The 13,877-nt window shown below is 44.5% G+C and carries 10 protein-coding genes; 8 read left to right on the forward strand and 2 right to left on the reverse strand.

Going from position 1 to position 13,877, the window contains the following annotated elements:
* The first annotated feature begins 214 nt into the window (after positions 1-214).
* The 7 genes from ygeW to nifJ all read left to right on the forward strand — a co-directional run bounded on the left by ygeW (position 215) and on the right by nifJ (position 11,890).
* Positions 215-1,402, forward strand: a complete 1,188-nt coding sequence (gene ygeW, locus L4C32_RS18345; protein WP_428198345.1) for a knotted carbamoyltransferase YgeW — start codon at positions 215-217, stop codon at positions 1,400-1,402.
* Between the two features lie 63 nt (positions 1,403-1,465).
* Complete coding sequence (dpaL, locus tag L4C32_RS18350; RefSeq protein WP_428198346.1) at positions 1,466-2,671, forward strand: diaminopropionate ammonia-lyase; 1,206 nt, start codon at positions 1,466-1,468, stop codon at positions 2,669-2,671.
* Positions 2,672-2,744: 73 nt separating this feature from the next.
* Positions 2,745-3,962, forward strand: a complete 1,218-nt coding sequence (locus L4C32_RS18355) for a YgeY family selenium metabolism-linked hydrolase (RefSeq protein ID WP_428198347.1) — start codon at positions 2,745-2,747, stop codon at positions 3,960-3,962.
* Positions 3,963-4,097: 135 nt separating this feature from the next.
* On the forward strand, positions 4,098-5,528 hold the full coding sequence (gene hydA, locus L4C32_RS18360) for a dihydropyrimidinase (protein WP_428198348.1): 1,431 nt from the start codon (positions 4,098-4,100) through the stop codon (positions 5,526-5,528).
* Positions 5,529-5,576: 48 nt separating this feature from the next.
* Complete coding sequence (locus L4C32_RS18365) at positions 5,577-6,482, forward strand: carbamate kinase (protein ID WP_428198349.1); 906 nt, start codon at positions 5,577-5,579, stop codon at positions 6,480-6,482.
* A gap of 89 nt (positions 6,483-6,571) precedes the next feature.
* On the forward strand, positions 6,572-8,200 hold the full coding sequence (locus L4C32_RS18370) for an NAD(P)-binding protein (RefSeq protein WP_428198350.1): 1,629 nt from the start codon (positions 6,572-6,574) through the stop codon (positions 8,198-8,200).
* Positions 8,201-8,209: 9 nt separating this feature from the next.
* Entirely contained in the window at positions 8,210-11,890 is a 3,681-nt protein-coding gene (nifJ, locus tag L4C32_RS18375; protein ID WP_428198351.1) for a pyruvate:ferredoxin (flavodoxin) oxidoreductase, read from the forward strand.
* A gap of 44 nt (positions 11,891-11,934) precedes the next feature.
* Here the strand turns inward: nifJ and L4C32_RS18380 are convergent, their stop codons facing one another.
* Together L4C32_RS18380 and L4C32_RS18385 are read right to left on the reverse strand one after the other, a co-directional pair.
* A complete protein-coding gene (locus L4C32_RS18380) occupies positions 11,935-12,252 on the reverse strand; it encodes a CcdB family protein (RefSeq protein WP_428198352.1) in 318 nt (105 codons plus the stop codon).
* Positions 12,253-12,498 (reverse strand): type II toxin-antitoxin system CcdA family antitoxin, encoded by a 246-nt coding sequence (locus L4C32_RS18385; RefSeq protein ID WP_428198353.1) that lies wholly within the window; start codon positions 12,496-12,498, stop codon positions 12,253-12,255.
* Positions 12,499-12,763: 265 nt separating this feature from the next.
* Here L4C32_RS18385 and L4C32_RS18390 point away from each other — a divergent pair, with 265 nt between their 5' ends.
* Positions 12,764-13,717 carry a hypothetical protein gene (locus L4C32_RS18390; protein ID WP_428198354.1) on the forward strand — a complete coding sequence of 318 codons (954 nt, stop codon included), beginning with the start codon at positions 12,764-12,766 and terminating at the stop codon, positions 13,715-13,717.
* The last annotated feature ends 160 nt before the right edge of the window (positions 13,718-13,877 follow it).

Here is a 13,877-nt window from a genome sequence, read left to right on the forward strand (position 1 = left end):
TCATTTTGGTCACTATCACTGAGATGAAAAGAGAAGAGAAATGATAGTTATTTTATATGGGATTGTTAACTAATTGATTTTTATGAGATTAAAAAATTATGCATTCTTGGCATACTTCTTGGATATATGTAATCAAACGCAACAATCCCATGAAAGATTTAGATACAAGAAACAATACTTTTGGATACAAATATTAACGAATTAGGAATATATAATGAAAAATATCAATGAGCTTATCAAGGAAATCAACGCACTTAAATCTGAGCTACATCAAAAAGACTTCTTATTAACATGGGAGCAATCTCCTGAAGAGCTAGAGCGTGTATTGAAGACCGCTAAAGCATTGAAAATGTTAAGAGCAGAAAATGTAGCGACCAACGTATTCAAAAATGGTCTTGGCATCTCTCTTTTCCGTGATAATTCAACACGTACTCGTTTCTCTTACGCTTCTGCAATCAACATGTTGGGTCTTGCACAACAGGATCTTGACGAAGGTAAATCTCAAATCGCTCACGGCGAGACAGTTCGTGAAACCGCTAACATGATCTCTTTCTGTGCTGATGCAATCGGTATCCGTGATGACATGTACTTAGGTGCTGGTAATGCTTACATGCGTGAAGTGGGTGAAGCCCTTGATGATGGTGTAAAAGAGGGCGTACTTCCTCACCGTCCTGCTCTAGTTAACTTACAGTGTGATATTGACCACCCAACACAGTCTATGGCTGACCTTGCATGGCTTGAAGAGCACTTCGGTGACCTTAAAGCGCTTAAAGGCAAAAAGATTGCCATGACTTGGGCATACTCGCCAAGCTACGGCAAGCCACTTTCAGTGCCACAGGGCATCATTGGTCTGATGACACGTTTCGGAATGGACGTAACACTGGCTCACCCTGAAGGTTACGACCTGATTCCTGAAGTAGTAGAAGAAGCGAAGAAAAATGCGGTTGCTTCTGGTGGTACGTTTACTCAAGTCTCTTCAATGGAAGAAGCATTTGAAGGTGCTGACATCGTATATCCTAAATCTTGGGCGCCTTACCAAGTAATGGAGCGCCGTACTACGATGCTACGTGCTAACGATCATGAAGGCCTGAAATCTCTTGAAAAAGAGTGTCTAGCACAGAATGCATTGCACAAAGATTGGCACTGTACTGAAGAGATGATGACAAAGACCAAAGAGGGTGAAGCGCTATACATGCACTGTCTACCTGCTGATATCACTGGTGTTTCTTGTAAAGAGGGTGAAGTAGAAGAGTCAGTATTCGAAAAATACCGTATCGCTACATACAAAGAAGCAAGCTGGAAGCCATATATCATCGCATCAATGATCTTAAACCGTAAGTACCAAGAGCCTGGACTGGTTATTCAAGAAATGCTTGATGCGGCAGAAAAGCGCGTTAAATAGTAATCAACTAAAAGGGGGTGGCTCTCACCTCCTTCTCTTCTTAAAAGCATAGTGAGGTCTATTGTGGCTACATTTTCATTAAAAATGGAGATCGCTGATAACAAACACTTTAACGGTCAGTTATCTCCTCTGTTTACTCAAGCGGAAGCCGAAAAAGCGCGTTCGTTTCATCAAAAAGTCGAAGGCTATAAGCCAACGCCACTGCAATCTCTAGACTGCCTAGCCAAAGAGATTGGTGTTGGAAAAATCTTAGTTAAAGATGAGTCACAGCGATTTGATCTTTGTGCATTCAAAATGTTGGGTGGCGCATACGCCATTGCTCGTCTTCTATGTGACGAATACAACCTTGATATCAATAAGTTTGATTTTGCCCAGCTAAAAAATGACATCAAAGAGAAGATGACTTTTGCTACTGCTACCGATGGTAACCATGGACGTGGCGTGGCATGGGCGGCTGATAAACTTGGCCAAAATGCTGTGGTATACATGCCAAAAGGTGCTGCGGATGAGCGAGTGAACAACATTCGTGCATTGGGTGCTGAGTGTATTGTTACTGACATGAACTATGACGATACCGTTCGTTTGGCTATCAAAACGTCTGAAGAGAATGGTTGGAAAGTCGTACAAGATACCGCGTGGGAAGGGTACGAAAAAATCCCAACGTGGATCATGCAAGGCTATACCACATTAGCAGCAGAAGCGGTTGAGCAGATGGCTGAACAGGGCATCAAACAACCAACTCACGTCGTTTTACAAGCCGGTGTTGGTGCATTAGCGGGTGGCGTATTGGGTTACTTATGTGATTTATATGGCGCTAAAAACTTGCACTCTATCGTGATTGAACCCGAGCTGGCTGATTGTATCTATCGCTCTGGTATCAGTGATAAAGGCGACATGGTTAACGTAGATGGCGACCTTGCCACCATCATGGTTGGTCTGGCTTGTGGCGAGCCGAACCCACTTGGTTGGCCGGTACTGCGTGACTGCGCAACACAGTTTATCTCTTGTGATGACAAAGTTGCTGCGTTAGGTATGCGCGTATTGGGTAACCCACTTGGCGACGATGCTCGTGTGGTTTCTGGTGAGTCTGGCGCAGTCGGTGCTGGTCTACTTGCCGCGGTACATACCCATGAAGAGAAAAAAGAGTTGATGAGCAAATTAGGGCTAAACAGTGACTCTGTGGTTCTGCTTATCAACACCGAAGGTGATACGGATCCGGTGAACTATCGTGACGTTGTTTGGGGCGGTAAATTCGCAACAACGGCTTAATCCAAGACAATTAATCTAATTATAAATAAAGGTCAGGTTGGTGACGCACCGCCTGACAGAAGGAGTAATACCAATGACTATGAATATTCCGTTCAACACAGTGCTAGAAAAAGCGCAAGAGTACAAAGCTGACATGAGCCGCTTCCTACGTGACATGATCGCGATTCCAAGTGAGAGCTGTGACGAAGAGAAGGTTGTCTTAAGAATTAAAGAAGAGATGGAAAAAGTAGGTTTCGATAAAGTAGAGATCGATCCTATGGGTAACGTATTAGGTTGGATTGGTCACGGACCACACTTAATTGCGATGGATGCACACATCGATACTGTTGGTGTGGGTAACCTAGATAACTGGGACTTCGACCCGTACGAAGGAATGGAAGATGATGAAGTGATCGGTGGTCGTGGTACGTCTGATCAGGAAGGCGGCATGGCGTCAATGGTTTACGCGGGTAAAATCATCAAAGATCTCGGTCTTGAAGATGAGTATACACTGCTTGTAACAGGTACTGTGCAAGAAGAAGATTGTGATGGTCTATGCTGGCAGTACATTATCGAGCAGAGTAACATCCGCCCTGAGTTCGTTGTTTCTACTGAGCCAACAGATTGCCAAATCTACCGTGGTCAACGTGGCCGTATGGAAATCCGTGTCGACGTACCTGGTGTGAGCTGTCACGGTTCTGCACCTGAGCGTGGCGACAATGCTATCTTCAAAATGGGTCGTGTATTAGGTGAGTTAGAAGGTCTATCTCAAAACCTTGGCGATGACGATTTCCTAGGTAAAGGCACACTAACGGTTTCTGAAATCTTCTTTACATCTCCAAGCCGTTGTGCGGTTGCTGATAGCTGTGCGGTCTCTATTGACCGTCGTCTAACGTGGGGCGAAACATGGGAAGGCGCACTAGAAGAGATTCGTGCTCTACCTGCGGTTAAAGCCGCTGGCGGTGTGGTGTCTATGTACGAATACAACCGTCCTGCATACACAGGCCTTGTTTACCCAACAGAGTGTTACTTCCCTACATGGAAAATTGACTCTGAGCACGTAGCAACCAAAACATTGGAAGCGTCTTACGAGCTACTGTTTGACAAGAAACCGACTGTTGATAAGTGGACGTTCTCTACTAATGGCGTATCTATCATGGGTCGTCACGGTATCCCAGTCATCGGTTTCGGTCCTGGTAAAGAGCCTGAAGCACACGCTCCAAACGAAAAAACGTGGAAAGATCATCTAGTAACTTGTGCAGCAATGTACGCGGTTATTCCTCAGATGTACCTTGAAGAAATTAAAAAATAGAGTCACAACCCGAGGCTATCTATTTGGATAGCCTCAATTAATTCCCCGTCTTGAAACTATCGGTTTGACTGCTTATTTTCGATGGTAAGAGTTTCAAGACGGTTTTCACGTTATGAAGAGACAAAGGACACGGGTATGTCACTGAATTGCAAACCACTGCTCACCGATTATGATTTGGACACTAAATCAACCCTAATTAAAAATGGGGTAGTCGTTGATGCGCACAGTGAAACCAAACAACAGATTCTAATTGAAGATGGCAAAATTTCTCAAATTGCTTCTGTCATCACCGATTACCCATCAAACACCAATATTATCGATGCGGCTGGCCTCTATGTAATGCCTGGCGGAATTGATGTTCATACCCACTTCAATATCGATGTTGGTATCAGCCGCAGTGCTGACGATTTCTACACCGGAACCCGTTCGGCGGCGTGCGGTGGCACCACTATGATTATCGACCATATGGGTTTTGGCCCTAAAAATTGCAATCTTCATCATCAACTTAAAGTCTATAAAGAGTATGCGTTTGATAAAGCCGTTATCGACTACAGCTTTCACGGCGTGATTCAACACGTCAATGATGAAATCCTTTCTGAGATGCAATCGATGGTGGAAGAAGAGGGCATCTCAAGTTTTAAGATGTACCTCACTTATGGTTACAAACTGAACGATGATGAGGTGCTTCGAGCCCTGCATCAGCTAAATAAAGTCAACGCATTGACCGCCGTTCACCCTGAAAATGATGCTGCTATTGCTCTGCGTCGTAGCAAGTTGATTGAAGAGGGAAAAACCGCCGCAAAATATCACGCAGTTAGCCGTCCACTTGAGTGTGAAGCGGAAGCCATTTCGAGAATGATCAACCTGGCACGTTTGGCTGACAATACGCCACTGTACATCGTACATCTCTCTAACGGGTTAGGCCTTGATTACATTCGTTTAGCGCGTAAAAACAAGCAACCTGTCTGGGCAGAAACCTGCCCACAGTATTTGCTGTTAGATGAGAGCTGTTATGAGCGTGATGATGCGGTGAAATACATTCTTAGCCCACCACTTAGACCAAAAGAAGAGCTAGAGAAAATGTGGCAAGGCTTATGTGATGGTAGCATCGATACGGTAGCGACAGACCACTGTTCATTTAACTACCAAACACAAAAACTGCAAGGTAAAGAGGATTTCACCAAATGTCCAAATGGGATGTCTGGAGTTGAAACTCGTATGCCGCTGCTGTTTTCAGAAGGCGTGATGTCTGGGCGTATTACCCCAAGTCATTTCGTTGAATTAACCAGTTACATGCCGGCCAAACTGTTTGGATTATACCCACAAAAAGGGTGTTTAGCGGTAGGTTCTGATGCTGATTTAGTGCTATTTGACCCGAAACAGAAGGTCACCATTAGCCAAGATTTATTGCACGACAACATTGATTACACCCCATTTGAAGACATTGAGAGTCACGGCTGGCCGGTAATGACCATCAGCTGTGGTGATGTTGTGGCGTGCAATGGTGAATTTATGGGGAAAGCCGGGAATGGCCGCTTTATTCACCGTAAACCTTTCCTCCAATAATAGGATTGGGGAGAGTTATTTTAATGGTTTGAACGTTTAGGAGTACATATGAAACCAACAGCTGTCGTTGCCCTAGGAGGCAATGCGCTTCTTCGTCGTGGTGATGCACCAACTTGCGATAATCAATTGACGAATATTAAGATAGCGGCCAAAGCGATCGCAAGATTAGCCAATGACTATAACGTTGCCATCGTACATGGTAATGGTCCACAAGTTGGGCTATTGGCGCTGCAGAACCTAGCGTACGAAGAAGTTGCCCCATATCCATTGGATGTTCTAGGTGCTGAGAGCCAAGGCATGATTGGGTATATGTTGGCGCAAGAGTTACAGAACTTAATTCCACAAACAGAAGTGTCTACGTTGCTGACGCGTATCGAAATTGATGCCAATGATAACAGCATGGCAGATCCCTCTAAGTTCGTTGGACCGGTTTATAACAAAGAAGAAGCTGCAACACTAGCTGAAGCCAATAACTGGATCATGAAGGCAGATGGCGAATATATGCGTCGCGTAGTGCCATCTCCAAAACCGCTTAATATCGTTGATAAGAAATCCATCGATACCCTGCTAGGTGCTGGCAACATTGTAATCTGTTGTGGCGGTGGCGGTATCCCTGTTTGCCGTGCTGAAAGCGGTTTTGTCGGTGTTGAAGGGGTTATCGATAAAGATCTCTCTGCAACGTTACTGGCGAAACAGTTAGGCGCAGAAAAGCTGTTGATCTTAACGGATGCAGATGCGGTTTACCTGGATTGGGGAACAGATAACCAACGAGCACTCAACAATGTCACACCAGCCGAGCTCGCTAAGCATCACTTCCCAGCTGGTTCTATGGGACCAAAAGTTGAGGCCGCTTCTGATTTTGCTCAGTTTGGTGGTCGTGCATACATCGGCGCTCTAGAGCAGAGTGTTGAAGTATTAGCAGAAGAAGCTGGGACATGTGTCGCAATGGCGTAAAACATGTAAAGCACAGAGATATAAGAGTAATGCACCCTATAATTAATGATAACAGTGGTGCATTTTTACCATCTAAAAGGTAGAACATTATGAGCAATTGTCCTAAGGATATGACACTGCCACCCGATCTAACAGCAAAAAAAGGGTCTGGTCCTGTCCGCACTAAATTACCTGTCTACTCAAACTCCCTCCCACCTTGTAACCATGCCTGTCCAACGGGTAGTAACATCCAAGCGTGGCTCTCTCTTGCCCAGTCAGAGAGATACGAGGAAGCCTTCCAGCAATTAATCCAAAACAACCCAATGCCCGCCATTCATGGTCGTGTCTGTTACCACCCGTGTGAGTCAGCGTGTAACAGAGCCGATGTTGACCAAGCCGTGAGCGTGCATGCGGTTGAGCGTTACTTAGGTGATGAAGCTATTAAACAGAAGTGGCGTGTTCGTTTTGAAGCAGAACCAACGGGGAAAAAAGTACTGATTGTTGGTGCTGGCCCAAGTGGTTTAGCCACAGCGTATCATCTAAAACGCAAAGGTCATGATGTTGAGATCCGTGATGCTGCCCCAATGGCAGGTGGCATGATGCATTTTGGTATTCCAGCCTACCGTCTACCGCGAGATATTCTGCACAGCGAAGTAGAGCGTATCGAAGCGATGGGCATTAAAATCGTACTTAATCATACGGTTGAAGATCTATTAGCTGAGAAAATTAAAGGCAACTTTGATGCCGTATTCCTTGCCATTGGTGCGCATGTAGGCCGTGGGGTGGACATTCCCAATGACAACCCTGAGATGGTCAATGATGCGGTTACTTATCTGCGCGATATCGAGTTAGGCACTGCGCCGAAACTGGGTAAAAGAGTCGCCATTTACGGTGGCGGTAATACGGCGATGGATGCGGCGCGTACCGCACGTCGAATGGGCTCAGAGGTAGTGGTTATCTATCGCCGAGATCGTGCCAATATGCCAGCACATGATTTTGAGTGTGTCGAAGCGATGGAAGAGGGTGTTGAGTTTCATTGGCAGCGTACCATCAATCAGATCGACGGTAAGACCTTTACCCTTGAGAAGATGGAGATTGTTGATGGACGTCCTAAACCAACGGGTGAATACGAAACCATTGAGATTGATTCACTGATCTTAGCACTAGGCCAAAATATCGATACCAAGCTGACCGAATCGATTCCGGGCGTTGAGTATAAATATGACGGCACCGTTATGGTGAACGAGCAGATGATGACAGGCTACAAAGGCCTGTTTGCTGGTGGCGATATGGTACCGTGTGACCGCACCGTGACCATTGCAGTAGGACACGGTAAAAAAGCTGCAGCCAATATCGATGCCTTCTTACAAAACCGTATCTACACCAAAATCATCAAAGAGCCACTGATCAAACTGGATAAGCTGCACCTATGGTACAAAACCGATGCCGAGCAGAGTGAACAACCAGCCATTCCTGTTAAACAGCGATCCAGTTCATTTGATGAAGTGGTAGGCGGTTTAACGCAAGAAGAGGCGCTGTATGAAGCTCAGCGCTGCTACTCATGTGGCAACTGTTTTGAGTGTAACGGCTGTTTAGCTGCCTGTCCGCACGGCGCCATCACTGCATTAGGTGAAGGCAAGGGGTACAAGGTTGATTATGACAAGTGTACGGGCTGTGAAGCCTGCTATTCACAATGTCCTTGTCACGCGATAGAAATGATCGCGGCAGAAACGGAGTAGGTGAGCATCATGACAGTAATTCAAACATTAGAAGAGAAACACCAAAAAACCTGGCAGAGTAAAAACAATCTGTCGACAGAATCGGTAATGCACACCTGCGATGGTAACGAAGCCACGGCGCATATTGCTTATCGCGTCAGTGAAGTGTGCGCCATCTACCCAATCACGCCATCATCAACCATGGCCGAGTTTGCTGACCAATGGGCAGCAGAAGACATGCGAAATATTTGGGGTAACATTCCACTGATTGCTTCCATGCAGAGTGAAGGTGGCGCAGCAGGTACGGTTCACGGATCGTTGCAAAGTGGTGCGTTAACCACCACCTTTACCGCATCGCAAGGTTTAATGCTGATGCTGCCCAATATGTACAAAATTGCCGGAGAATTAACCTCGGCAGTTTTCCATGTAGCAGCACGTTCATTGGCAGCGCAAGGTCTATCTATCTTTGGTGATCACCAAGATATTATGGCAGCTCGTGGTACGGGTTTTGCGCTATTGGCCTCATCATCTGTGCAAGAAGCGCATGACATGGCGTTGGTGTCACACGCTGCAACGCTGGAATCACGCATTCCGTTTATTCACTTCTTTGATGGTTTTAGAACCTCGCACGAAGTGAACAAAGTGAAATTGATCTCCGATGCTCATATTAGAGAGATGATCTCAGATGAGTTGGTACGTCAGCATCGTGAAAGAGGGTTAAGTCCTGATACTCCGTTTATTCGTGGTACCGCACAGAACCCAGATGTCTACTTCCAAGGACGTGAAACGGTAAATCCTTTTTACGCCAATACGCCTGAAATCGTGCAAAACTGCATGGATAAATTGGCGACTTTAACGGGGCGTAACTACAAACTGTTCGAATACCATGGTCATAAAGACGCCGAGCACATTGTGATTGCCATGGGTTCAGGCATCGAAACGGTGAAAGAGACGGTTGAGTACTTAGTAAGTAAAGGCGAAAAAGTGGGTGTGCTGCAAGTGCGCTTGTACCGTCCACTCTCAGCCAAGCACTTCATTGCCGAATTGCCATTGAGCACCAAGAAAATCACCATTTTGGATAGAACCAAAGAGCCAGGCGCTAATGCCGATCCTCTGTTCCAAGATGTGTTAACGGCGCTTATCGACTCGGTAGGGGTAGACAGCGACTGTCCGTTTACCACCATGCCACGCTTGATTGCGGGTCGTTATGGATTGTCGAGCAAAGAGTTTACACCAGCCATGGTGAAAGCGATTTTTGACAACTCCGCACTGCCAACCCCTAAGCATCACTTTACCATCGGTATTATTGATGATGTGTCAAACTCGCACCTCGAATACGATGCAAGCTTTGATATTGAATCTCAAGATGTAGTTCGAGCCATGTTCTATGGTCTCGGCGCTGATGGAACGGTGGGAGCCAACAAAAACACCATCAAAATAATCGGTGAAGATCCGGACTACTACGCGCAAGGTTACTTTGTGTATGATTCCAAAAAATCAGGGTCACAAACCGAGTCGCACCTTCGATTTGGTAAACAGCCAATTAACAGCCCATATTTATTACAATCGGCGAACTTTATTGCCTGTCACCAAGCCACTTTCCTTGATAGTACGGATATGTTGGCCAAAGCGACAGACAACGCTACTTTCCTACTTAATTCAACGGTTCCAGCCGACGAGTTGTGGGATACTTTACCGGCGAAAATGCAGCAACAATTAATAGAGCGCAACATGAAACTCTATGTGGTTGATGCCTATAAAGTGGCCAAAGATACGGGCATGGGCAGCCGTATTAACACCATTATGCAGACCTGTTTCTTCGCTTTATCCGGGGTGTTAGAAAAAGATCTGGCCATCAGTAAAATCAAAAAAGCGATTAAGAAAAGTTATCAGGTGAAAGGTGACGCCATCGTTCAGAAGAACTTTGCTGCTGTAGACCATACGTTAGCGCATCTTTATGAAGTTGAAGTGCAAGCGACCGTTACAGCCAAAGATAAAACTAATGCGATTGTCTCTGATAAAGCGCCTGAGTTTGTGCGAAAAGTCACCGCGCAGATGATGGCAGGTAAAGGGGATCTGATCCCAGTATCGCAACTGCCTGTTGATGGTACCTATCCTTCAGCTACCACGCAGTGGGAAAAACGTAACATCGCCCAGCAGTTGCCAATTTGGGAAGAGGACGCCTGTATTCAGTGTGGTAACTGTAGCATCGTCTGTCCTCATGCGGCTATTCGAGCCAAATTCTATGATCGCTCGATTTTAGAAGACGCACCGGACGGTTACAAATCAGCGCCAATTACGGCTCGAGGTTTCCCTGATACTCGCTATACCTTGCAAGTATACGCTGAAGATTGTACGGGATGTACGTTGTGCGTGGACGCCTGTCCTATGGTGATCGAGCCAGCCACCGAGACGCAACCAGAGCGTAAAGCCATTAATATGCAGCCTAAAGCGCCGTATCTTGAACAAGAGAAACGCAGCCTAGATTTCTTTGAGTCGATTGATTACAACGAACGCGGCAGAATTGATTTTTCTAACGTACGTGGCGCGCAGTTCTTACAACCTCTGTTTGAGTTCTCTGGAGCGTGTTCAGGTTGTGGAGAGACACCGTACCTGAAACTGATGTCGCAGCTGTTTGGTGACCGTTTGATGATCGCTAATGCCACAGGTTGTTCGTCAATTTATGGCGGTAATTTGCCAACCACGCCATGGTCGCAAAACAAAGACGGTCGTGGTCCAGCTTGGGCAAACTCACTGTTTGAAGATAACGCCGAGTTTGGTTTTGGATTCCGTTTAGCCGCTGTGAAGCAACACGAAATGGCCGAGCAGTTATTGGTGGAGTTCAAACAAGATCCTAAGAACACCATTGATGTGTCATTGATTGAAGAGTTACTCACGGTTGAACAGAAAACCGAGACAGAGATTCAGCAGCAGATCGCACGCGTTGAGGTCTTGAAAGAGAAATTAAACAAGATTGACACAGAATCTGCCCGCAACCTTATCTCGGTCGCCGATCAGCTGATCCGTCGTTCGATTTGGATTGTGGGTGGTGATGGCTGGGCATACGACATTGGTTCAAGTGGTTTGGATCACGTGTTAGCCAGTGGTGCAGACGTCAACGTATTGGTGATGGATACTGAAGTCTACTCCAACACGGGTGGCCAGATGTCAAAATCTACCCCATTGGGCGCGGTGGCAAAATTCGCCACTGCCGGTAAACACGCCGTGAAGAAAGACGTTGCGATGCAAGCTATCTCATACAATAACGTCTATGTTGCCCGTGTTGCATTGGGCGCTGATCCACAGCAAGTGTTGCTTGCTATGCGTGAAGCCGAGGCGCATCCGGGACCATCGATTATCATCGCATACAGCCACTGTATTGCGCATGGTATTGACATGGAAGCGGGCCTAAAACAGCAGCAGTTAGCGGTTAAATCTGGTCATTGGCCTCTGTTTAGATACAACCCAAGCCTACGTGAAAGCGGTGAAAATGCCTTCTCATTAGATACGTTACGACCAACGATTACGTTGCAAGATTACCGTTCTAACGAAGCGCGTTACCAAATTCTACGCCGTTCTCACCCTGAGATCGCCGAAGAGTTAACCGGCCAAGCGCAGAAGGTGGTGGAGCGTAAATGGCAGCTGTATGAAGAGTTAGCCACTAGAAAGCAGGGTACGGTCGCACCGCATCTAGAGCTCACTAAAGAGTAGCGGATATAACCTAAACCAAGCCCAGCGAAAGTTGGGCTTTTTTGTTAAATACCAGTGATTAAAAAATCAATTGAAGCAATTATTTGATTTCTAAAAGTAGATAGTTCATTAACAGGATCGGTGAGAATCTTAACCGGCACACTTGTCATCTGCTGAGTTAATAATACAAACTCACCTTCATCAAGATGGATAATTGGGCAGAGATGGCTAGGTACTTTTTTGCCAAGTAATTTAGTGGATATTAATGGGATGACCATTCGAGTATTGAGGTTATCAACTAAATCACTTTGAACATCGACAAAGTAAGGGTAAGTTTTAGATGAGCTTTTATCTTTGTTTTTATATAGCGTAAATTGCGGCATTTAAAGTACTCGGTATGCATCAGAAAAAAGACCGTGCTTCTCGGTCATTTCATTGCAAGCATCAATAGCTTCTGCGTTTTGTTCTAACCACTCCTCTCTTTTTAACTTATTCACTTCCTGTAATAGAGCCTTTTCCATTGTTGCAGAAAGGTTTATTTTTAATCGTTTAGCTTCAGCGAGAAGATCTCTGTTTAAGGTCAAATTAGTTGCTTTTTTTATCCCTTGTGTGTTGTATTGAGTTGTCATACTGCTACCTATTATGCGCATCAAACATGTGGGTTCAGTATATGCTGTTTGAAGGCATTTAACAAAACCATCCATATGATTGTTGAAAGTAGTGGGCTATAAATAAGCCTCATTGACTGTACTTTTTATACCGTCCATGTAAAGCCTACTTTCTACATGTGAAATTTATAACTTGAGGTAACGCACTAATTTTAGGAGATGTGTATGATACGCTCAGACAAATTTATGAGTGATAAGATGTTAGGATTCAGGAGATACCTATACGATGAGTAGTGCAGATAAACTAGAACTACATTATTATTTTAATGATGATAGCCACTCTATGAATGCCGTGGTTCGCAATAAATGCGAAGCAGAAGTACTTGCAATCCTCATTGAAATTGCAGAAACCCTTTCTATTTCGATGGATATAAGCTCGGAAGTTGTCCGTGCAGGTGGTTTAAGAGACTTCTGGAAACTACTTGGTAAGAACAATAACCAAATAACTGTGTTATTAGTAATAGCAACAATAATTCTTTCAAGAATCCCGATGAACGATCCTGAAATCGACGCGTTAGAAAAAGAAATAAAACAGCTTACAATTGAAGAAAAAAAGTTAAATATACAAAAATTGAAGCTTGAACTTCAAGATAAAACTGTTCAGCAAGTCGATAAGAAAGTAATTGGTAAAGTGGCTAGACATGTAGATAAAAATTTAAAAATTGTAAAACGCCGTTCAAACTTGTATTCACAATTATCARGCTATCATAAAATAACTCAAGTCGGGGTTAATGCCCTCGATTCAAACTTTGAACCTTTCGTTGATGAAAGGTTGGTTACACGAAAAAGTTTTAGGCATTTCATACTTTCTACTAATAAATTACAGTCCGAAGTTGACGATACTGCTGAAGTTGAAATTATTTCACCTGTGTTAAAAGAAGGTCGTTATAAATGGAAAGGCATTTATAACGAAAAAACGATTAGTTTTGATATGTATGATTCTGAGTTTAAAGAGCAAGTATTACTTGAAATGGTTAGCTTTAAGCACGGTTCTGCAATTAAATGTGTTTTAAGAATTGGTCGAGAGCTAGATGAAGTTGGAGATATCAAAATCACTGGTTATTCTGTTGCAACTGTTATCGATGTGATTGATGGTAAAAAAAACAATCCAACACTTCAAGGGAAAAGGTATCTAGAAACTAAAAAACTCCAAGAAGCGCAAGGTGTGCTGTTTAGCTAAAATCCTAATAAACAAGAATAGGTGTCGCGCAGCTGAAAATATCGCGACAGGGACAGACRCTGAGGTATCCCCTCAAATCTGAGACAAATAGTAAATAAATTCATTTAGATAAGAACATTCATGATGTTTAGTGATCTCACTTTTATCACCACAATAAAAT

Origin of the sequence: Aliivibrio kagoshimensis (assembly GCF_050337105.1) — a bacterium.
GTDB lineage: Bacteria > Pseudomonadota > Gammaproteobacteria > Enterobacterales > Vibrionaceae > Aliivibrio_A > Aliivibrio_A kagoshimensis.